The sequence below is a fragment of the Cellulosimicrobium cellulans genome (assembly GCF_001722485.1).
In the GTDB taxonomy this organism is placed as follows: Bacteria; Actinomycetota; Actinomycetes; order Actinomycetales; family Cellulomonadaceae; genus Cellulosimicrobium; species Cellulosimicrobium cellulans_A.
The window spans coordinates 1-21,283 of record NZ_LWGL01000002.1 but is presented as its reverse complement, the minus strand read 5'-3'; the positions used below and the strand labels follow the sequence as shown (position 1 = coordinate 21,283).

Sequence of the window (21,283 nt, the reverse complement as noted above, 5' to 3'; positions counted from 1 at the left end):
GGGATGTCGACCGTCGACGCCGCGACCGTGTGGTCCGCCGTCGGCCAGGTCGCCCTGCTCGTCGCCGCGCTCGCCGCGGTGCACGCTCCTCTCGGCGCGTACCTGGCGCGCGTCTACACCTCGCCGGCGCACCTGTGCGTGGAGCGCGCGGGCTACCGGGTGGCGCGCGTGGACCCCGACGCGGAGCAGACGTGGAGCACCTACCTCCTGTCGCTCCTCGGCTTCTCGCTCGTCTCGGTCCTCGTGCTGTACGGGCTCGGGCGGCTGCAGGAGCACCTGCCGCTGGACCTCGGCTTCACCGGTCTGGACCCCGCCGGGGCGTGGAACTCCGCCGTCTCCTTCGTGACGAACACGAACTGGCAGTGGTACTCGGGCGAGGCGGCCGCGGGCCACCTGCTGCAGATGGCGGGCTTCGCCGTGCAGAACTTCCTGTCGGCGGCCGTGGGACTGTCCGTCGCGATCGCGCTCGTGCGCGGGTTCGCCCGCTCCGGCACCGACGCGCGCGTCGGGAACTTCTGGGCCGACCTCACCCGCTCGGTCGTGCGGGTGCTGCTCCCGCTGGCGTTCGTCGCGGCGGTGGTGCTCGTCGCGAACGGCGTCGTCCAGAACCTGAACCCGCACACGGCGGTCGAGACGCTCGCGGGCGGCACCCAGCACGTGCTCGGCGGGCCCGTCGCGTCCCAGGAGGCCATCAAGGAGCTCGGGACGAACGGCGGCGGGTTCTTCAACGCCAACTCCGCCCACCCGTTCGAGAACCCGAACCCGTTCACGAACCTCTTCGAGACCTTCCTGCTGCTCGCCGTCCCGTTCACGCTGCCGCGCACGTTCGGTCTCATGGTCGGCGACCGCCGGCAGGGGTGGGCCGTGCTCGGCGCGATGGCCGGCCTGTTCGTCGTCGCGCTCGCGCTCGTGACGTGGGCGGAGCTCGCCGGCCCCGGCGCTGCGCCTCAGGCCGCCGGGGCCGCCATGGAGGGCAAGGAGACCCGCTTCGGCCTCGCCGGGAGCGCGCTGTTCGCCACCGCGACGACGGGCACCTCGACCGGGGCGGTCAACGCGATGCACGATTCGTTCACCGCGCCCGGCGGGGGAGTGGTCGTGTTCCTCATGCTGCTCGGCGAGATCGCCCCGGGCGGGGTGGGAGCAGGCCTGTACGGGATGCTCGTGCTCGCCGTCGTGGCGGTCTTCCTCGCCGGCCTCATGGTCGGACGCACGCCGGAGTACCTCGGCAAGAAGATCGGGCGCCAGGAGATCACGCTCGTCGCCCTGTACGTCCTCACGACGCCCGCGGTCGTCCTCGTGGGCACGGCGCTGTCCGTCGTCCTGCCGGCGGGCCTGGCGGGCCAGCAGGAGAGCGGCCCGCACGGGCTCTCGGAGGTCCTGTACGCCTTCGCGTCCGCCGGCAACAACAACGGCTCCGCGTTCGCGGGGCTCGCCACCGGCACGCCCTACTACAACACCCTCCTCGGCCTCGCGATGCTCGTCGGCCGCTTCGTGCCGATCGCGCTCGTCCTGGCGCTCGCGGGCCGGCTCGCGTCCCAGCGGGCGGTGCCGGCGTCGGCCGGGACGCTGCCGACCCACAAGCCGCTGTTCGTCGGCCTGCTCGGCACCGTGGCGCTGGTCGTCGTCGGCCTCACCTTCCTTCCCGTCCTGTCCCTCGGTCCCGTCGTGGAGTCCCTGTCATGAGCACGTCGCTCGTCTCCGTCCCCCGCCAGCCCGGAACCGCGCCGGACGCTCCCGGCGACGACGGCGGCCGCCCTCGCGGCGGTCGCGCCGGTGCCGGCCGTGCCCTGACGTGGGCGCAGGTCCGGTCCGCCCTGCCCGCGGCGCTGCGCAAGCTCGACCCGCGCGAGCTGTACCGCTCGCCGGTGCTGTTCGTCGTCGAGCTCGGCGCCGTCGCGACGACCGTCCTCGCCGCGCTCGACCCCGGCCTGTTCCCGATCTCCATCGCCGTGTGGCTGTGGGCGACGGTGCTGTTCGCGACGCTCGCCGAGTCGGTCGCGGAGTCGCGCGGCACGGCGCAGGCGGCGAGCCTGCGCGCCACGCAGGAGAGCACGACGGCGCGCCGGCTCGACGCCCCGGCGGACGCCCTCGCGCGCGGCGCGGGCCTGCACCTGCTGCCCACGGTCGAGGTGTCCTCCTCGCGCCTGCGGGTGGGCGACCTGGTGGTCGTCGAGGCAGGCGAGACGATCCCGGGCGACGGCGACGTCGTCGAGGGCGTCGCGTCGGTGGACGAGTCGGCGATCACGGGCGAGTCCGCGCCGGTGATCCGCGAGTCCGGCGGCGACCGGTCCGCCGTGACGGGCGGGACCGTCGTCCTGTCGGACCGGATCGTCGTGCGCATCACCGCGCCGGCGGGCCAGACGTTCGTCGACCGCATGATCGCGCTCGTCGAGGGCAGTGAGCGCCAGCGCACGCCGAACGAGATCGCGCTCAACGTGCTGCTGACGTCCCTGACGATCGTCTTCGTCCTCGCCGTGGCGACGCTCCAGCCGTTCGCGGTGTACTCGGGCGCGGAGCAGCCGCTGGTCGTGCTCGTCGCGCTCCTCGTGTGCCTCGTCCCGACGACGATCGGCGCGCTGCTGTCCGCGATCGGCATCGCGGGGATGGACCGGCTCGTGCGCCGCAACGTCCTCGCGATGTCCGGCCGGGCGGTCGAGGCCGCGGGCGACGTCGACGTCCTGCTGCTCGACAAGACGGGCACGATCACGCACGGCAACCGGTTCGCGACCGAGCTCCTGCCGGTCGGCGGGGTGACGCCGGAGGTGCTCGCCGGCGCCGCGCGGCTCGCGTCGCTCGCGGACGAGACGCCCGAGGGGCGCAGCATCGTCGACCTCGTCGACCGCGAACGGCTGGCGGTCGACGCCCGGGTGCAGGACGAGCTGGACGGCGCGACGCCCGTCCCGTTCACCGCGCAGACCCGCATGTCGGGCGTCGACCTCGCCGGACCGGGCGGTCCGGACGGCGCGGGCGCTGCGCGGCGCCTGCGCAAGGGCGCGGGCAGCGCCGTGCAGCGCTGGGTGGCCTCGACCGGTGGGAGCGTCGAGGGCGCCGTCGGCGACGAGCTCGCCGCCCACGTCGAGGTGGTGAGCTCCCAGGGCGGGACGCCGCTCGTCGTCGCCGAGCAGGTCGGCGACGGCCCGGCCCGCGTGCTGGGCGTCGTCCGCCTCCAGGACGTCGTCAAGGACGGGCTGCGCGAGCGGTTCGACCAGCTGCGCGCCATGGGGATCCGCAGCGTCATGGTGACCGGCGACAACGCGGTGACGGCGCGGGCCATCGCCGCCGAGGCGGGCGTCGACGACGTCCTCGCCGAGGCCACGCCCGAGGACAAGCTCGCGCTCATCCGCCGCGAGCAGGAGGGCGGGCGCCTCGTCGCGATGGCCGGCGACGGCACGAACGACGCCCCGGCGCTCGCGCAGGCGGACGTCGGCGTCGCGATGAACAGCGGGACCACCGCCGCGAAGGAGGCGGGGAACATGGTCGACCTCGACTCCGACCCCACGAAGCTGCTCGAGATCGTCGAGGTCGGCAAGCAGCTGCTCATCACGCGCGGCGCCCTCACGACGTTCTCCGTGGCGAACGACGTGGCGAAGTACGTGGCGATCCTGCCGGCGATGTTCGCCGGGGTCTTCCCCGCGCTCGGCGTGCTCGACGTCATGCACCTGTCGAGCCCGCAGTCGGCGATCCTCTCCGCGGTGATCTTCAACGCGCTGATCATCGTCGTGCTCGTGCCCCTCGCGCTGCGCGGCGTGCGCTACCGGCCGGCGTCCGCGGCGGTGCTCCTGCGGCGCAACCTCCTCGTCTACGGCGTCGGCGGGCTGGTCGCCCCGTTCGTCGGCATCAAGCTCGTCGACCTCCTCGTCTCCCTGCTGCCCGGCTTCTGAGCCGCCGCGCCCGTGCCATCCATCACCTCCGGAAGGAACCCCATGCCCCGCACGGCCCCCGCACCCTCCGGGAGCGGCGTCATCTCCCTCACCCGGCACGCGCTCGCCGGCCTGCGCGTCCTGCTCCTCATGACCCTCCTGCTCGGCGTCCTGTACCCGCTCGCGGTGCTCGCGGTCGGGCAGGTCGCCGTCCCGTGGCAGGCGAACGGCTCGCTCGTGCGCTCCGACGGCACGCGCGCGACGTCGGTCGACGACGCGGGTGCGGACGGCGCCCCGGTCGTCGGCTCGGCCCTCGCCGGCCAGTCCTTCGGCGAGCCGGGCGCGGACCCGCGGTGGTTCCACGGCCGCCCGTCGGCCGCGGGCGACGGGTACGACACCCTCGCCTCGGGCGGCTCGAACCTCGGTCCGAGCAGCCCGGAGCTCGTCGCGACGATCGAGGAGCGCCGGGCCGCGGTGGCCGCCGCCGACGGCGTCGACCCCGAGAGCGTCCCGCCGGACGCGCTCACCGCCTCCGGGTCGGGCCTCGACCCGCACGTCTCGCCCGCCTACGCCGAGCAGCAGGTCGAGCGGGTGGCGCAGGCTCGCGAGCTCGACGTCGCGCAGGTGCGCGCGCTCGTCGAGCAGGAGTCGGTCGGCCGCGTGCTCGGGGTGCTCGGCGAGCCGCGCGTCAACGTGCTCGCGCTCAACCTCGCGCTCGAGCGGCTGGACGCGTCGGGCGACGCGGACGCGTCCTGACGGCCGGTGCCGTCGTGGGCGTGGTGGACTGCACGCATGAACGCTGAGACGTCGCGACGCCGGGGGCGCCTCACGGTGTACCTCGGTGCCGCGCCGGGCGTCGGGAAGACCTACGCGATGCTCGACGAGGCGCTGCGGCGCCGGGCGCGCGGCACCGACGTGGTCGTGGGCCTCGTCGAGACGCACGGGCGCGCCGCGACTGCGGCGAAGGTGGGCGACCTCGAGGTCGTGCCGCGCCGGGTCGTCGGGCACCGGGGCGTCGAGCTCACCGAGCTCGACGTCGACGCGGTGCTGGCGCGCCGGCCCGACGTCGCGCTCGTCGACGAGCTCGCCCACACGAACGCCCCCGGGTCGCGCCACGCGAAGCGGTGGCAGGACGTGCACGACCTGCTCGACGCCGGGATCGACGTCGTCACGACGGTCAACGTCCAGCACCTGGAGTCCCTCACCGAGGACGTCGAGGCCATCACGGGCGTGCGGCAGCGCGAGACCGTGCCCGACCACGTGGTGCGCGACGCCGACCAGGTCCAGCTCGTCGACCTGCCGCCGCAGGCCCTGCGCCGGCGGCTCGCGCACGGCAACGTGTACCGCGCCGAGCAGGTCGACGCGTCGCTCTCGTCGTACTTCCGCGAGGGGAACCTCACGGCGCTGCGCGAGCTCGCGCTCCTGTGGCTCGCCGACCGCGTCGACGACGCCCTCACCCGCTACCGGGCCGACCACGCGATCGCGGGGACGTGGCCCGCGCGCGAGCGGGTCGTCGTCGCCCTCACCGGGGGGCCCGAGAGCGCCACGCTGCTGCGGCGCGGCGCCCGCATCGCCGAGCGCGCCGCGGGCTCGGAGCTCCTCGCCGTCCACGTCCTCGCGACCGACGGCCTGCCCACGGCACCGCCCGCCGCGCTCGCCGCCGACCGCGAGCTCGTCGAGTCGCTCGGCGGCACGTTCCACACCGTCGTCGGCGAGGACGTGCCGAGCGCCGTCGTCGACTTCGCGCGCGGCGTCAACGCGACGATGGTCGTCGTCGGCGTCTCCCGGCACTCGCGCTGGCGCGAGGCCCTGCTCGGCTCCACGAGCGCCGAGATCGCCCGCCTCGCCGGCTCGCTCGACGTCCACCTCGTCACGCACGAGCGCGCCCGGGCCGGGCGCGTCTCGCGGCGCACCCTCAACCCGCTGTCGGCCCGACGGCGCGTGGCCGGCTGGGTGCTCGCGCCCGTCGCCCCCGCGCTCCTGACCCTGCTGTTCGACGGCACCGACGAGCTGGTCGGGCTGCCCACGCAGGTGCTCGTGTTCCTCGCGCTCACCGTGGGCGTCGCGCTCGTGGGCGGGATGTGGCCGGCGCTCGCCTGCGCCGTCGTGTCCTTCCTGTGCATCAACTGGTTCTTCACGCCGCCCACCGGGCTGCTCGTGGTGTCGTCCCCCGAGAACCTGCTCGCCCTGCTGCTCTTCGTCCTCGTCGCGGTCGCCGTCGCGTCCGTCGTCGACCTGTCGGCACGCCGGTCGGTCCAGGCGGCGCGAGCCCGCGCCGAGGCCTCCACGCTCGCGGCGCTCGCACGCTCGGTGCTCACGGGAGAGGACACGGCCGACGCGGTCGTGTCGCGCCTGGCCGAGACGTTCGCGGTGCGCCGGGCCGTGCTCGAGGAGCGCGCCGACGCCCGGCCCGAGGGCCCGTGGACGGTCATCGCCGAGGCCCGGCGCGCGCCTGCCGAGGCCGCGCCCGGCACCGCGGACGGCACGACACGCACGCTCGTGCGGGTCGACGACGAGCGCCGCCTCGTCCTCGAGGGCCGCCCCCTGCCGGCGGGCGACCGGCAGGTGCTCGACGCGTTCGCCGCGCAGGCCGGCATCGTCCTCGAGTACCGCCGCCTGCGCGAGCAGGCGGCGCGCGCGTCGGTCCTCGCCGAGGCGGACGCGACACGGACCGCGCTGCTCGCCGCCGTCTCGCACGACCTGCGGACCCCGCTCGCGGCCATCCGCACGGCGGTGGACGGCCTGCGCTCCCCGGGCGTGGTGCTCGCGCCCGCGGACGAGGACGCCCTCGTGGAGACCGTCGCGACCGCCACCGGCCGCCTCGAACGGCTCATCGACAACCTCCTCGACCTCTCGCGCCTCCAGACGGGCGCCGTCGTGCCGACGCTGCGCGCCGTCTCCCTCGACGAGGTCGTCCCGCCGGCCGTCGACTCGGCGCTCGAGCCGGCGCTCGACCTCCCGCGCGGGCGGGTCGAGCTCGTCCTCCCCGAGGACCTGCCGCTCGTGCGGACCGACCCCGGCCTGCTCGAGCGCGTCGTGGCGAACGTCGTCGCCAACGCCGTGCGGTTCTCGCCCGGGGACGTGCGGGTCAGCGCGTCGGCGACGCGCGACGGCGTCGAGCTGCGCGTCGTCGACCGCGGGCCCGGGCTGCCCGAGGCCGCGCGTGCCCGGATGTTCGAGCCGTTCCAGCGCCTCGGCGACGCGAGCGGCAGCGGCGTGGGTCTCGGACTCGCCGTGGCGCAGGGCTTCGCCCGGGCCGTCGGTGCGAGCATCGTCCCCGAGGACACGCCGGGCGGCGGGCTCACGATGGTCGTCACGGTGCCGGTCGCGGACCGCGCGGTGCCGGGCGGCACGACGACGGACGTGTCGACGGCCGTGACGGCGGACGTGACGACGGAGGAGGCGCGGTGAGCGAGCGGGGCGCGGACGCGGGCGGGAACCGGGTGCTGGTGGTCGACGACGACCCCGGGCTGCTGCGCGCCATGGCGATCACGCTGCGCGTGCACGGCTGGGACGTGACGACGGCCGCGACCGGCCGGGAGGGCATCGACGCCGCCGCGACGGCGCACCCGGACGTCGTGCTGCTCGACCTCGGTCTGCCGGACGTGAGCGGGCTCGACGTCATCACCGCGGTGCGCGGGTGGAGCCGTGTGCCGATCATCGTGCTGTCCGCGCGCCAGCTCGGCGACGACAAGGTCGACGCGCTCGACGCCGGGGCCGACGACTACGTGACGAAGCCGTTCGCCATGCCCGAGCTCATGGCACGGCTGCGCGCCGCCGTGCGCCGGGCCGCGCACGAGCCCGGCGCCCACGAGCCGGTCGTCGAGGCCGGCGACCTGCGCGTGGACCTCGCACGCCGCGAGGTGTCGCGCGGAGGCGCGCCGGTGCGGCTCACGCCGACGGAGTGGGCGCTGCTCGAGCTCCTCGTGCGCCACCCGGGCCGCGTCGTCGGGCGCGAGCAGATGCTGCGGGAGGTGTGGGGTCCGACGGCGACGCGGGACACGCACTACCTGCGGGTGTACGTCGCCCAGCTCCGCCGCAAGCTCGAGCCGGACCCCGCGAGCCCCCGGCACCTCCTGACGACCCCGGGCATGGGTTACCGCTTCGAGCCCTGAGCGCGTCGCGCGGTCCGCAGGTCGCCGTCAGCCGATGACCGCGGCGCTCTCGGGCCGGCGGAAGAGCCGCGGTCGTGCGCGCAGCGCGAGCGCCGTGCCGAACGTGATGGGCCCGAGCCGGCCGAGGAACATGAGGCCGACGAGGACGAGCTGGTGCGGCGCGGTGAGGTCCGCGGTGATGCCCGTCGACAGCCCGGTGGTGGAGAACGCCGACGTCACCTCGAACAGCACGCGGTCGAGGCCGAACGGGGACGTGGCCGTGATGACGAGCGTCGGGACGAGGACCGCCGCGACGCCCAGCAGGGCGACGCTCACCGCCTGGCGCTGGGTGGCGGGGGAGACCCGTCGGTCGAACGCGGTGACGTCCGGGTCGCCGCGCAGCTCGGACCAGATGACGAACGCGAGCACCGCGAACGTCACGACCTTGATGCCGCCGGCCGTCCCGGCGCTGCCGCCGCCGACGAACATGAGCACGTCGGTGCCGAGCCACGTCCCGCTGTTCATGGCGGACGTGTCGAGCGAGTTGAACCCGGCCGTGCGCGCCATCACGGACTGCGTGACGGCCGCGAGGACGCGCTCGCCGACGCCGAGCCCGCCGAGCGTGCGCGGGTTGCCCCACTCGGCGGCGAGGAAGAACACCGTCCCGCCCGCGAGCAGGACCCCGGTCGTGAGGACGGTCAGCTTCGTGTGCAGGCTCCATCGCGAGGGGCGCACGCGCCGCCGGTACAGCTCGAAGAGCACGGGGAACCCGATCCCGCCGACGACGACCGCCACGCACAGCGGCACGCAGACCCACGGGTCGCCGACGAACCCCACGAGCGAGTCCGGGTGGAGCCCGAAGCCGGCGTTGTTGAACGCGGAGACGGCGTGGAAGACGCCGTGCCACAGCGCGGTCCCGGGGCTGACGTCGTACCCGACGACGAGCCGCGCGGCCACGAGCAGCGCGACGACCGCCTCCACGACGACGGTGACGCGCACGACCCCCACGAGGACGGACCGCACGTCGCCGAGGCCGATGCTGCGCGTCGACGCGGCCGCGACGAGGCGGGTGCGCAGGTCGAGCCGTCGCGACAGCAGCAGGCCGAGCAGCGACGCCGCCGTCATCACGCCGAGACCGCCGAGCTGGACCAGGGCGAGGACGACGACCTGCCCGAACGGGCTCCAGAACGTCCCCGTGTCCACGACGGCCAGGCCCGTGACGCACACCGCCGAGGTGGCGGTGAACAGCGCCTCGAGCGCGGTCGCGGAGCGCCCGGTCGCCGAGATCGGCAGCATGAGCAGGCCCGTGCCGACCGCGACGGTCGCCGCGAACCCGCCGACGACGAGCCGGCCGGGCCGCCCGGCCGTCGACGAGGCCGACGGGCGACGCGGGGCGGGAGGCCGGAGGGCGGCGGTCAGGCGCACCCTGCCGGTCTACCCGAGCGGCGAGGCCCGTCCCGCGATCTTGACGGGATCCTGACGCCCGGCCTTCGCGCGCAGGGGCGTCCGACCCCGCTCGACAGATTGGTGTCGCGAAAGGGTTGCGATGACACCACGTGTGGTGTCATAGTGGCGTCATGGACCTGAACCGGTACGTCGACGACCTGCAGCACCGCCTCACCACGGCGGCCGACGCCGCGGGGGAGGAGGCCCGGGAGCTCGCGGGGCGCCTGACGGCGCCGCTCGACGCCGCGGTGCGTCTCGTCCTCCTCGACGCGCTCTCCGCGGCGGCCGGAGAGATCTCCGCCGAACTCGCGCCGGGCTCCGTGGACGTCCGCCTGCGCGGTGGCGACCCGGAGTTCGTCGTGGCCGCACCGCCCGCACCTGCGCAGGACGCCGGCGCCGCGCCCACGACGGCACCCGCCCCGTCCCCGGCCGCGCCCCCCGCGCCGCCGGTGGCGGACGTCGACGCGGCCGCCACCACGCGCACCACCCTGCGCCTGCCCGACCACCTCAAGGCCCAGGTCGAGGTCGCCGCCGCCCGCGACGGCGTCTCGGTCAACACGTGGCTCGTGCGCGCGGTCGCCGCCGCGCTCGAGCAGACCAGCGGCCGCCCGGCAGCACAGCCCCGTCCCGACCAGCGCGGGACCACCCGCCTGACCGGCTGGGTGCGCTGAGCGCGCACCACGTCGCCGGCGGGTGACACCACGCGACACCACTTCTCCCGAGTCGCGCACCACCCTGCGTCACTCCACCGCCCCACCCGTACGCACCAGCAGTCACCGCCCCACCGGACCGACACTCCTGGAGACCGTCATGCCCACGTTCCCCGCGCCCGCGCCCGTCCCCGTCGTCGTGGACGTCCCCTTCGGCAACCTGCACGTCGTCGCCGGCGACCGGGACGACGTCGTCGTCACCGTGCTGCCCACCGACCCCTCGTCCTCCGGCAGCGTCCGCGCCGCCAAGGAGGTGCGCGTCGAGCGCGACGGCGACGCCGTCACGATCACCTACCCCGGCTCGTGGAAGCAGTTCGTCCTGCCGTTCTCCTCCGGCACGGCGAACGTCACCGTCGAGCTGCCCACCGGTTCGGACGTGCGCGGCAAGACCGGCTCGTTGCTCGCCGAGGGGCGGCTCGGCACGGTCGAGCTCAGCCTGAGCGCCGGCGACGCCCGCGTCGACGAGGCCGACCGCATCGACCTCAAGGCGTCGGCCGGGTCCGTCGTCGTCGGCCGGGCCGCGGGCACCGCGAACCTGCGGGCCAGCGCGGGCTCCGTGCGCATCACCGAGCTCTCGGGCGACGGCACGGTGCGCGCGTCCAACGGCACCACGACCGTCGGGGCCGTCACCGGGTCCCTCACCGTCGCCGGCGCGCACGGCGACATCGCGGTGGGCCGCGTGAGCGGCACCGTCTCCGCGCGGTCCGCGCACGCCGGCATCCGCGTCGACCAGGTCGAGTCCGGCTCCGTCTCGCTCACCACGTCGTACGGGTCGATCGAGGTGGGCGTGCCCGAGGGCACCGCCGCGTGGCTCGACGTCGCGTCGCAGCACGGCACCGTGCGCAACCAGCTCACCCCCACGGAGGGGCCCGTCGAGGACGAGTCCACCGCCGAGATCCACGCCAGCACCGGGTACGGCGACGTCATCCTCCGCCGTCCCTGACCACCTGCACCATCGACCGGGCCGTCGGCGCCGAGACGCCGCGCGCCCGAGAACGGAGATCGGACATGACCACCGACCAGTCCCTCGCGCCGGCGATCCGGGTGCGGGGCGTGGAGAAGTCGTTCAAGGACCTGCACGTCCTGCGCGGTGTCGACCTCGACGTCGCGGCGGGGAGCATCTTCGCGCTGCTCGGCTCCAACGGGGCCGGCAAGACGACGCTCGTGCGGATCATCTCGACGCTGCTCAAGGCCGACGCGGGCACCGCCGTCGTGCACGGGTTCGACGTGGCCACCGAGCCGGGCGACGTGCGCCGCTCGATCAGCCTGACCGGGCAGTTCGCCGCGGTCGACGAGGTCCTCACCGGGCGGGAGAACCTCGTCCTGGTCGCGAAGCTGCGGCACCTGGAGGACCCCGCCGCGGTCGCCGACGACCTGCTCGCCCGCTTCTCCCTCACCGACGCCGGCGACCGCCGTGCCGGCACCTACTCCGGCGGCATGCGCCGCCGGCTGGACATCGCGATGAGCCTCATCGGCGACCCGCCGGTCATCGTCCTCGACGAGCCCACCACCGGCCTGGACCCCCAGGCCCGCGTCGAGGTCTGGCAGACCGTGCGCGAGCTCGCCGCGGGCGGCACGACCGTGCTCCTGACCACCCAGTACCTCGACGAGGCCGAGCAGCTCGCGGACCGTATCGCGATCCTGCACCGGGGGACGATCATCCAGGACGGCACCCTCGCCGAGCTCAAGGCCCTCATGCCGCCGGCGCAGGTCGAGTACGTCGAGAAGCAGCCCTCCCTCGAGGACGTCTTCCTCGCCCTCGTGGGCCCCGCCGCCCCCGGCACGAGCGCCACCACCGGCACCGCCACCACCACCGCAGGCACCGACCGTGGCGAGAGCACGGTCCGGGCCGGAGAGGAACCCCGATGACCACCCACGTCCTGGCCGACACCGGCGCCCTGACCCAGCGCTCGCTGCGTCACGTCCTGCGCAGCCCCGACACCATCATCACCACCGCCGTCACGCCGATCGCGCTCATGCTGCTGTTCGTCTACGTGCTCGGCGGGGCGATCGACACCGGGTCCGCGGAGTCCTACGTCGACTACATGCTGCCCGGCATCCTGCTCATCACCATCGCCTCCGGCGTCGCGTACACCGCCTACCGGCTGTTCCTCGACCTGCAGGGCGGGATCTTCGAGCGCTTCCAGTCGATGCCGATCGCCCGGTCGAGCGTGCTGTGGGCGCACGTGCTCACCTCGCTGGTCGCGACCCTCGCCTCGGTGACGATCGTCGTCGGGGTGGCGATCCTCATGGGCTTCCGCACCGGGGCGTCCGTGGGCGCCTGGCTCGCCGTGCTCGGCATCCTCGTGCTGTTCACGCTCGCGCTGACCTGGATCGCGGTCATCGCGGGCCTGTCCGCCAAGACGGTCGACGGCGCGAGCGCGTTCAGCTACCCGCTGATCTTCCTGCCGTTCATCAGCTCGGCGTTCGTGCCCACCGACTCCATGCCGGGACCGGTCGCCTGGTTCGCCGAGAACCAGCCGGTGACGGCCGTCGTCGACACGGTCCGCGCCCTGTTCGCCCAGCAGCCCGTCGGCACCGACATCTGGGTCGCCCTCGGCTGGCTCGTCGGCATCCTCCTCGCCGCCTACGCCGGCGCGGTCGCCGTCTACCGCCGCAAGATTAGCTGAGCCGAGCCGCGCCGCCCCCCGCGACGGCGCACGCACCACGAGCAGGGCCCCGGGTCGACGACCGGGGCCCCGCTCCACGTGTGGCCTGGGGCGGACGTCAGGACGAGGTGACGTCCCGGCGTCGGAAACCCGCGAACCCGAGGGCGAGCAGCGCGACCGCCACGGCCGACAGCGCGGCGAGGCCCGTGCCGTCGACCTGGTCCGCCGGGAGCTGGGGCACGTGCCAGTAGGGCGAGAGGCCCATGACGGCGTCCGGCAGGTCGAGCAGCCCGCCGAACATCCCGACGACGAACGCCCAGGCGAGCACGACCCACGCCAGCCCCACGAGCCCGGGCCGCCACCCGAGGAACAGCCACACCACGCCGACCAGCGCGAGGACGGCAGGGGAGTACGCGAGCGCCGCGAGCACGTACTCGCCGAGCCCGGGGTCGCTCACGCCGACCGACAGCGCCCCCAGCCCGAGCGCGAGCCCGGCGACGAGCAGCAGCACGAGGGCGCCGAGCGCGGTCACGGCGAGCTGGCCACCGAGCCACCCGGCCCGGCTCGTCGCCGTCGCGAGGACGGGTTCGGCGCGCCCGCTCGTCTCCTCGGCACGCACTCGCAGTGCGGACGCGACCGCGAACCCGCCCACGGCGAGCGCGAGGAACACCGTCATGACGCCGACGAACCCGGCGACCATGTCGGCCTCGCCGAACAGCTCGAGGATCGCGGGGTTGGTCGCCGCGAGCTCGTCGACCATCTCGCTCACCGAGTCGGCGAACGTCCCGGACGCGTACGCCATGAGCCCGATGCCGACGCCCCAGGCGAGCACGGAGCCGCGCTGCTGGCGCCACGCGAGCGCGAACGGCCCGCGCAGGCTCGCGGCCGCGTCCGCGCGGCCCCGGCGCGGCGGGAGCAGGCCCGCGCCGACGTCGCGCCGGGCGGCGAGCGCGGACCCGGCGAGGAGCAGCAGCACGACGAGCGCGAGAGAGAGAGCGAGCGGCCACCACCGCAGGTCGACGAAGGCGCGGATCTGCTGTCCCCACGCGATGGGCGACAGCCACGAGACCCAGCTCCCGTGGAGCTGCTCGACGTCGCCGACCGCGCGCAGCAGGTAGGCCGCCCCGAGGACGGCCAGCGCGAGGCCGGACGCCGTCCGGCCGTGCGCGGTGAGCTGGCTCGTGACGACCGCGACCGCCGCGAACACGAGGCCGGTGACGCCGACAGCGAGCCCGAGCGCGAACGAGTCGACGGCCGCGAGCCCCGCCGCGACGAGCACGGAGCCGCTCAGCACGGCGATGAGCAGGTCCGCGACCACGGCGAGCAGGAGGGCCGCCGTCGCGGGGGCGTGGCGTCCGACGACGCCGGCCCGGACGAGCTCCGACCGCCCCGACTCCTCCTCCGCGCGCGTGTGCCGCACGACGAGCAGGACGTTCATGATCGCGACCGCGACCATCGCCCAGAGCGTGAACTCGTTCGCGACCATCGCGCCGAGCGTGTAGTCGTCGAGCCCGTAGCCGGGCCCCGACATCATGATCGCCGCGGGGCTCGACACGAGCTGCGCGCGGACCTGGCGGTCGGCGGCGGTCGGGTAGACCGCGTCGAGCGCCGTCGCGGCGTAGAGGAACAGCAGCGCGACGGACGCGGCCCACACCGCGGTCCGCACGCGGTCGCGCCGCAGCGCGAAGCGCAGCAGCGTCCCGGTGGCGGTCAGCGTGCCGCCGGCCCGCTCGTCGCGGCGCGGCGGCGCGACGGGCGTCGCGGTCGCGGTGCTCACAGCGCACCCGCCCGGTCGAGGTGGGCGACCTCGTCGCCGTAGTGGCGCATGAACAGCTCCTCGAGCGACGGCGGCGCGACGTGCAGCGAGCGGACGTCGTAGCCGCCGAGCGCCGCGACGAGCGCCTGCATGCGGTCGTTCTCGACGGCGAAGCGCGCGCGCGGGCCGTCGGCGGTGCGCTCGACGACGAGGTCGTGCACGCCGTCGACCGCGCCCAGGCCGCTCGGGTCCTGCGCGGTGACGACCGTGACCGACGAGCGCGTGAGGTGGCGCAGCTCCTCGAGCGTGCCCGACTGCACGGCACGGCCGGCGCGGATGATCGTCACGGTGTCGCACAGCTTCTCGACCTCGGCGAGGATGTGGCTCGACAGCAGGACCGACCGGCCCTCCGCGACGACCTCGCGCACGCACTCCGTGAACACCGCCTCCATGAGCGGGTCGAGTCCGGAGGTCGGCTCGTCGAGCACGAGCAGCTCGACGTCGGACGCGAGCGCGGCGACCAGGGCGACCTTCTGCCGGTTGCCCTTGGAGTAGGTGCGGGCCTTCTTCGTGGGGTCGAGCTCGAACCGCTCGAGCAGGAGCTTCTTCCGGGCCGGGTCGACGGCGCCGCGCAGCCGGGTCAGCAGGTCGATCGCCTCCCCGCCCGTGAGGTTGGGCCAGAGGGTGACGTCGCCGGGGACGTACGCGAGGCGGCGGTGGAGGGCGACGGCGTCCGCCCAGGGGTCGCCCCCGAGCAGGCGCACCGAGCCGGAGTCGGCGCGCAGCAGGCCGAGCAGGACGCGGATCGTCGTGGACTTCCCGGCCCCGTTGGGTCCGAGGAAGCCGGCGACCTCGCCCCGGCGCACGGTCAGGTCGAGGCCGTCCAGGGCGGTGACGGCGCCGAAGCGCTTGTGCAGGTCGTGGACCTCGACGGCGGGGACGCCGTCGTGCCCTCGGGTCGTGCTTCTCGTGGTGCTGGTGGTGGTCATGGTCGTGTCTCGTCTCTCGTCCGCAGGGAAGGTCCGTGCCGAGGGACGCGCGCCGGTCACGCGGTGGCGGCGTCCTGGTCGTGCGGCGGGTCGCCGACGTAGAGCAGGTACTCGTCGAGCAGCCGGCGGGAGGTCAGGAGCCCCTCGGTGTAGACCTCGAGGGCCGGGAGCGCGACGGAGTCGACGTAGCGGCGCGTCGCGCCCGCGAGGTCGTCGGGGTCGTCGGGCGGGTCCAGCGTCAGGGAGAGCAGCAGGGCACCCATCGAGCTGAGCACGAGGTAGCGGGCCCGGGCCTCCTCGTCACGGCTCGGGACGAGGACGCCCGCGGCGACGGCCTCGCGGACGTACCCGACGGCGTCGGCCGCGAGGTGGTCGACGAACTCGCGCGCGAGCGAGCCGCCGGCCTGGAGGCTGCGGAGGGCGTAGCCGACGGCGGGCGCGAACTGCTCGACCTGGGTGAACCAGGTGGCCATGGGCGAGGACAGGTCCGCCGCGTCGGCCATGACGTCGCGCTTGCCGGAGCGCACCGTGGCGAGCACGTGCTCGTCGCACGCGGCGCGCAGGCCGTCCTTGGACCCGAAGTGGTGCAGCACGAGCGCCGGGCTCACCCCGGCGTCGGCGGCGATCGCGCGCACCGACGCCCCGAAGCCCTCGCGCGCGAAGCGCAGGATCGCGGCGTCGCGGATCCGCGCACGCGTCGTGAGGTCCTCGGGAGGGCCGCTGCGCCCCGGGGCGCCCTCGTTCGTTGAACGCATGTTCAGCATGCTAAACGCGCGTTCAGCGTTTGCGCCAGAGGGAGGAGGAAATCGACACACTGGGGCGGGTCGACCACTGCCGCGCAGGGCCTGCGGGTCGTAGGCTGGTAGGTGGTCGTCGGCGGCACCGCCGGCGCACGTGTCCCGGCGCGTCGGACCGTCGGGACGCCCGCGAGGCCCGTCGCACCTGTGTGGCGGGCCTCAGCGGCGGGTGCCGCGACCGCGCGGCGCCCGAGCTCGCGGACGACGAAGGGCTCGCCGCACGCGACGAGCCCTTCGGACTGCGGAGGATGGGGGATTCGAACCCCCGAGGGCTGTTAACCCAACACGCTTTCCAAGCGTGCGCCATAGGCCACTAGGCGAATCCTCCTGGTGCACCACCAGTCGCGATCGGTGACCGGGGGTAGCGCAACGAGGATACAAGACCGCGCTGCCCTGGCCGAATCGCGACTGCGGGCTGCGGGTTTCGAGCGCGCCGGGGTCCTGGGCTAGGCTGGGTGCAGACCCCTCGTGCGGCATCATCTCGCCGAACTCCCCCAGGGCCGGAAGGCAGCAAGGGTAGGTGAGCTCTGGTGGGTGCGCGAGGGGTCCTTTGCGTCTCCGGACCTTGTCGCCAAGCGCCGTGTCCCGCGATGCGAACACATTTCCGTCCGGATGATGGACATTCCGGCGTGTTGATTGGCGCCGACGCCGTCCGCGTGCCCATCATGGTCGCCATGACCCGGTACTCGCCCGCCACCGCGGACCCGCGCGCAGCGTCCTGCGCCGGCCTGCCGTGCTGTCGCGGCGACCTCACCGGGCGAATGTGCGGCTGCTGACGCCGTCGTGCCCCGCAGGCTCCGCCTGCACCTCCGAGCCCCGCCCGCCGTCCGACGGGCCGCTCCTCTCCTGCTCGCCGCGTGGCTGATGGCCCGCCGGAAGCGCCCCCGAACACCGCTCACGAGCCGCAGGTCCGCCCTGCGCCCGGCCGTGCGACCCGCGCGACCGCCTTCCGGAAGGAACCACCCATGTCCTCGACCCCTCGCACCCGCCTCACCTGGGCCGCGATCGCCGCGACGGCCGCCCTGACCCTCACCGCGTGCGGCGGTGGTGACACCGGCACGGACTCCGGCTCCGGCGAGGAGGACGGCCCCATCCGCATCGGCGTCGTCGGCGCGTCCGACGACAAGTGGGCCGTGTTCAGCGAGCAGGCCGAGGCGGAGGGGCTCGACATCGAGCTCGTCGACCTCCAGGACTACACGCAGGCCAACCCCGCCGTGTCGCAGGGCGAGCTCGACGTCAACCAGTTCCAGCACCTGCAGTTCCTCGCGGGCTACAACGTGGACTCCGGCGAGGACCTGCAGCCCATCGGCGCGACCGCCGTCTACCCGCTCGCGCTGTACTCCACGAAGCACGACTCGCTCGACGCCATCCCCGAGGGCGGCCAGGTCGCGATCCCCAACGACCCGACGAACCTCGCGCGCTCGCTCCTCGTCCTCCAGGAGGCCGGGCTCGTGGAGCTGAAGGACGGGGGCAGCTCGCTGTCCACCGAGGCGGACGTGCTGCCGTCGTCCAAGGTCACCGTCACGCCGGTCGCGGCCGAGCAGACGCCGATCCAGCTTCAGTCCGTCGACGCGTCGATCATCAACAACGACTTCGTCGAGGACGCCGGCCTCACCCCCGAGGACGCGCTGTTCGAGGACGACCCCGACTCCGACGCCGCCAAGCCCTACATCAACGTGTGGGTCGCGCGCGCCGAGGACGCCGACGACGAGGACCTCGCCAAGCTCGTCGAGATCTCGCACTCGCCCGAGGTCGTCGAGGCCGAGGAGCAGGCGTCCGGCGGGACCGCCGTCATCAAGGACAACTCCGCCGAGGAGCTGCAGGAGATCCTCGCGGGCATCGAGGCGGACCTGCGCGGCGAGTCCTGAGCCGGGCGCACCACGAGAGGACGGACGGCATGACGGACGACGACGCGCGCCCCGCCGGGGCCGACGCCCGCCCGGCGATCGAGCTGCGCGGGGTGTCGAAGGTGTTCGGCGAGGGCGCGCGCGCCGTCCGCGCGGTCGACGACGTGTCGCTGACCGTGCGCAGCGGCGAGATCTTCGGCGTCATCGGCTACTCCGGCGCGGGGAAGTCGACGCTCGTCCGGCTCATCAACGCGCTCGAGACCGCGACCGAGGGCGACGTCGTCGTCGACGGCGAGACCATCACGGGCCTGCCCGAGCGCCGTCTGCGCGACGTGCGCTCGCGCATCGGGATGATCTTCCAGCAGTTCAACCTGCTGTCGTCCCGGACCGTCGCGGGCAACGTCGGCTACCCGCTGCGCGTCGCCCGGTGGAAGCGCGCCGACCGCGAGCGGCGGGTCGCCGAGCTGCTCGACTTCGTCGGGCTCGCCGACAAGGCCAGGGCCTACCCGTCGCAGCTCTCGGGCGGGCAGAAGCAGCGCGTCGGCATCGCCCGCGCGCTCGCGGCCTCGCCGACGATCCTGCTCGCCGACGAGGCGACGTCCGCCCTCGACCCGGAGACGACGCGCGAGGTGCTCGCGCTCCTGCGGCGCGTCAACGCCGAGCTCGGGATCACCATCGTCGTCATCACGCACGAGATGGACGTCGTGCGCTCGACGTGCCACCGCGTCGCGGTCATGGAGCACGGGAAGGTCGTCGAGGTCGGCGACGTCTACGACGTCTTCTCCGCGCCGCGGGCCGACGCGTCCCAGCGGTTCGTCGGGACGGCCCTGCACGACCGCCCCTCGCCCGACGCGCTCGCGCGCCTGCGCGAGCGCCACCCCGGCCGGCTCGTCACGGTCGGGGTGCGCGAGGGCGCGAGCACGGGCACCGAGCTGTTCCGCCTCCTGCGCGAGCACCAGGTGGACGGCGCCGTCGTCTTCGGCGGCATCAGCGAGGTCGGCGACCGCCCGTTCGGGTCGCTCACGGTCGAGCTCGTCGCCACCGAGGACCGCGTCGCGCCGTTCCTCGCCGCGCTCGCCGAGCACGCCGACGTCGTGGACCTCGGCACGGCCGCACACCCGCTCGACGACCCGCGCGTGCTGCGCACGGCGCCGGGCGGTACCGCCCGTGCGGCCGAGCGGGGTGCACGGGACGCGCTGCAGCACGGCAACGAGACCATCTACCGCCACGGCATGCCGGGAGGCCTGTGATGAACCGCGACTGGTCGACCCTGTGGCCGATCCTGTGGGAGTCGTTCGGCCAGACGCTGCAGATGGTCACCGTGGCGCTGCTCACGGGCGGCCTCGCGGGTCTCGCGCTCGGCCTCGCGCTCTACGTGACGCGGCCCGGGAACCTGCTGGCCAACCGGTGGGTGTTCGGCACGCTGAACCTGCTGGTCAACGTCGTGCGGCCGATCCCGTTCATCATCTTCGTGACGCTGCTCGGGCCGGTCACGCTGCAGGTGGTCGGCACGACGCTGGGCACGGAGGCGTTCATCTTCCCGCTGTCGGTCATGACGGCGTTCGGGACGTCGCGCATCGTCGAGCAGAACCTCGTCGGCATCGACCCGGGCGTCGTCGAGGCGGCGCGCGCGATGGGCGCGTCGCCGTGGCGGATCATCACGACGGTGCTCGTCCCCGAGGCCCTCGCGCCGCTGATCCTCGGCTACACGTTCCTGTTCATCGCGGTGCTCGACATGTCGGCGATCGCCGGCCTCATCGGCGGCGGCGGCCTCGGTGACTTCGCCCTGCGGTACGGCTACCAGCGGTACAACTGGGAGGTCGTGGTCGTCACCGTCCTGGTCATCATCGCGATCGTCCAGCTCGCGCAGCTGCTCGGCAACCGGCTCGCGCGCCGGGCGCTGCACCGCTGACCCGCGGGGCCGTGGACCCGTCGTCCACGGCCCCCGGGACGGCATCGTCCGCTGTGGGTCGCGGCGTCTAGAGTTGCCGGGGTGAGCACCGCCCTGTACCGCCGCTACCGGCCCGAGACCTTCGCCGAGGTGATCGGTCAGGACCACGTGACCGCGCCGCTCATGCAGGCGCTGCGCAGCGGCAGGGTGAGCCACGCCTACCTCTTCTCCGGGCCGCGCGGCTGCGGCAAGACGACGAGTGCCCGCATCCTCGCGCGCACGCTGAACTGCGCGCAGAACACTCCCGAGAACCCGATCGACACGCCGTGCGGCGAGTGCCCGTCGTGCGTCGAGCTCGCGCGCGGCGGGCCGGGGAGCCTCGACGTCGTCGAGATCGACGCGGCGTCGCACGGCGGCGTCGACGACGCGCGCGACCTGCGCGAGCGCGCGACGTTCGCCCCCACGCGCGACCGCTTCAAGATCTACATCATCGACGAGGCCCACATGGTCTCGCCCGCGGGCTTCAACGCGCTGCTCAAGACGGTGGAGGAGCCGCCGGAGCACGTGAAGTTCGTGTTCGCGACGACGGAGCCCGACAAGGTCATCGGCACCATCCGCTCGCGCACGCACCACTACCCGTTCCGCCTCGTCCCGCCGGACGTCCTCGGCCCGTACCTCGAGGAGCTGTGCGCCACGGAGGGCGTCACGGTCGGCTCGGGCGTCTTCCCGCTCGTCACGCGCGCGGGCGGCGGGTCCGTCCGCGACTCGCTGTCCGTCATGGACCAGCTCATCGCCGGGGCGGAGAACGGCACGGTCGACTACGAGCGCGCCGTCGCGCTGCTCGGCTACACGCACTCCACGCTGCTCGACGACGTCGTGGACGCGCTCGCGGCGCGCGACGGCGCGAGCATCTTCCGCGTCGTCGACCAGGTGATCGCGACGGGGCACGAGCCGCGGCGCTTCGTCGAGGACGTGCTGGAGCGGCTGCGCGACCTCATCGTCATCGCCGTGTCGGGTGACGCGGCCGACGCGGTGCTGCGCGACCAGCCCGCCGACCAGCTCGCGCGCATGCGCACGCAGGCGCAGAACCTCGGCGTGTCCGAGCTGTCGCGCGCCGCGGACCTCGTCAACGCGGCGCTGACCGAGATGACGGGCGCGACGTCCCCGCGGCTGCACCTGGAGCTCCTGGTGGCGCGCCTCCTCCTGCCGGGCGCGGACGACGGCGCCGCCGGCTTCGCGGCGCGCCTCGACCGGCTCGCGCGCGTCGGCCTCGACCGGGTCGAG

Annotated in this window: 17 protein-coding genes, 1 tRNA gene and 1 other RNA gene; 14 read left to right on the top strand and 5 right to left on the bottom strand. The window is 74.5% G+C overall.

From position 1 onward, the window contains the following. The first annotated feature begins 3 nt into the window (after positions 1-3). From kdpA to JZ5iCDA_RS00495, 5 genes are read left to right on the top strand one after another with little or no spacing between them, the layout of a single operon-like run. Positions 4-1,683, top strand: coding sequence for a potassium-transporting ATPase subunit KdpA (gene kdpA / locus JZ5iCDA_RS00515; protein WP_069385319.1), 1,680 nt, complete (start codon positions 4-6; stop codon positions 1,681-1,683). Next, entirely contained in the window at positions 1,680-3,881 is a 2,202-nt protein-coding gene (gene kdpB / locus JZ5iCDA_RS00510) for a potassium-transporting ATPase subunit KdpB (RefSeq protein WP_069385318.1), read from the top strand. The genes kdpA and kdpB overlap by 4 nt, the downstream gene beginning before the upstream one ends. A gap of 42 nt (positions 3,882-3,923) precedes the next feature. Then, entirely contained in the window at positions 3,924-4,616 is a 693-nt protein-coding gene (gene kdpC / locus JZ5iCDA_RS00505) for a potassium-transporting ATPase subunit KdpC (protein ID WP_083259496.1), read from the top strand. A gap of 36 nt (positions 4,617-4,652) precedes the next feature. Next, complete coding sequence (locus JZ5iCDA_RS00500; RefSeq protein ID WP_083259495.1) at positions 4,653-7,271, top strand: DUF4118 domain-containing protein; 2,619 nt, start codon at positions 4,653-4,655, stop codon at positions 7,269-7,271. Continuing rightward, the gene (locus tag JZ5iCDA_RS00495) at positions 7,268-7,975 is read left to right on the top strand and encodes a response regulator (protein WP_083259494.1); all 708 of its coding nucleotides are present in this window, start codon (positions 7,268-7,270) and stop codon (positions 7,973-7,975) included. The genes JZ5iCDA_RS00500 and JZ5iCDA_RS00495 overlap by 4 nt, the downstream gene beginning before the upstream one ends. A gap of 27 nt (positions 7,976-8,002) precedes the next feature. Here JZ5iCDA_RS00495 and JZ5iCDA_RS00490 read toward each other — a convergent pair whose 3' ends face one another. Further along, on the bottom strand, positions 8,003-9,379 hold the full coding sequence (locus JZ5iCDA_RS00490) for a TrkH family potassium uptake protein (protein WP_366246648.1): 1,377 nt from the start codon (positions 9,377-9,379) through the stop codon (positions 8,003-8,005). 152 nt (positions 9,380-9,531) lie between these two features. Here JZ5iCDA_RS00490 and JZ5iCDA_RS00485 point away from each other — a divergent pair, with 152 nt between their 5' ends. The 4 genes from JZ5iCDA_RS00485 to JZ5iCDA_RS00470 all read left to right on the top strand — a co-directional run bounded on the left by JZ5iCDA_RS00485 (position 9,532) and on the right by JZ5iCDA_RS00470 (position 12,740). Next, complete coding sequence (locus tag JZ5iCDA_RS00485) at positions 9,532-10,071, top strand: toxin-antitoxin system HicB family antitoxin (protein ID WP_069385317.1); 540 nt, start codon at positions 9,532-9,534, stop codon at positions 10,069-10,071. A gap of 139 nt (positions 10,072-10,210) precedes the next feature. Continuing rightward, positions 10,211-11,053 carry a DUF4097 family beta strand repeat-containing protein gene (locus tag JZ5iCDA_RS00480; protein WP_069385316.1) on the top strand — a complete coding sequence of 281 codons (843 nt, stop codon included), beginning with the start codon at positions 10,211-10,213 and terminating at the stop codon, positions 11,051-11,053. A gap of 65 nt (positions 11,054-11,118) precedes the next feature. Further along, positions 11,119-11,979 carry an ABC transporter ATP-binding protein gene (locus tag JZ5iCDA_RS00475; RefSeq protein WP_069385315.1) on the top strand — a complete coding sequence of 287 codons (861 nt, stop codon included), beginning with the start codon at positions 11,119-11,121 and terminating at the stop codon, positions 11,977-11,979. Beyond that, on the top strand, positions 11,976-12,740 hold the full coding sequence (locus tag JZ5iCDA_RS00470; RefSeq protein WP_069385314.1) for an ABC transporter permease: 765 nt from the start codon (positions 11,976-11,978) through the stop codon (positions 12,738-12,740). Before JZ5iCDA_RS00475 ends, JZ5iCDA_RS00470 begins: the two co-directional genes overlap by 4 nt. Before the next feature lie 97 nt (positions 12,741-12,837). Here JZ5iCDA_RS00470 and JZ5iCDA_RS00465 read toward each other — a convergent pair whose 3' ends face one another. The 4 genes from JZ5iCDA_RS00465 to JZ5iCDA_RS00450 all read right to left on the bottom strand — a co-directional run bounded on the left by JZ5iCDA_RS00465 (position 12,838) and on the right by JZ5iCDA_RS00450 (position 16,589). Further along, positions 12,838-14,496 carry an ABC transporter permease gene (locus JZ5iCDA_RS00465; RefSeq protein ID WP_083259493.1) on the bottom strand — a complete coding sequence of 553 codons (1,659 nt, stop codon included), beginning with the start codon at positions 14,494-14,496 and terminating at the stop codon, positions 12,838-12,840. Continuing rightward, entirely contained in the window at positions 14,493-15,464 is a 972-nt protein-coding gene (locus tag JZ5iCDA_RS00460; RefSeq protein WP_069385313.1) for an ABC transporter ATP-binding protein, read from the bottom strand. Before JZ5iCDA_RS00460 ends, JZ5iCDA_RS00465 begins: the two co-directional genes overlap by 4 nt. A gap of 56 nt (positions 15,465-15,520) precedes the next feature. After that, entirely contained in the window at positions 15,521-16,219 is a 699-nt protein-coding gene (locus JZ5iCDA_RS00455) for a TetR/AcrR family transcriptional regulator (protein WP_069385367.1), read from the bottom strand. Between the two features lie 284 nt (positions 16,220-16,503). Further along, positions 16,504-16,589 (bottom strand) — tRNA-Ser (locus JZ5iCDA_RS00450). Between the two features lie 129 nt (positions 16,590-16,718). Here JZ5iCDA_RS00450 and ffs point away from each other — a divergent pair. The 5 genes from ffs to JZ5iCDA_RS00425 all read left to right on the top strand — a co-directional run. Beyond that, positions 16,719-16,815, top strand: an RNA gene (gene ffs / locus JZ5iCDA_RS00445) — signal recognition particle sRNA small type. Positions 16,816-17,226: 411 nt separating this feature from the next. Next, positions 17,227-18,129, top strand: coding sequence for a MetQ/NlpA family ABC transporter substrate-binding protein (locus JZ5iCDA_RS00440; RefSeq protein ID WP_069385312.1), 903 nt, complete (start codon positions 17,227-17,229; stop codon positions 18,127-18,129). Positions 18,130-18,158: 29 nt separating this feature from the next. Continuing rightward, complete coding sequence (locus tag JZ5iCDA_RS00435; protein WP_083259492.1) at positions 18,159-19,358, top strand: methionine ABC transporter ATP-binding protein; 1,200 nt, start codon at positions 18,159-18,161, stop codon at positions 19,356-19,358. Then, entirely contained in the window at positions 19,358-20,020 is a 663-nt protein-coding gene (locus JZ5iCDA_RS00430) for a methionine ABC transporter permease (RefSeq protein WP_069385366.1), read from the top strand. Before JZ5iCDA_RS00435 ends, JZ5iCDA_RS00430 begins: the two co-directional genes overlap by 1 nt. A gap of 81 nt (positions 20,021-20,101) precedes the next feature. After that, the coding region (locus tag JZ5iCDA_RS00425; protein WP_069385311.1) for a DNA polymerase III subunit gamma and tau at positions 20,102-21,283 on the top strand (1,182 nt) is incomplete at its 3' end.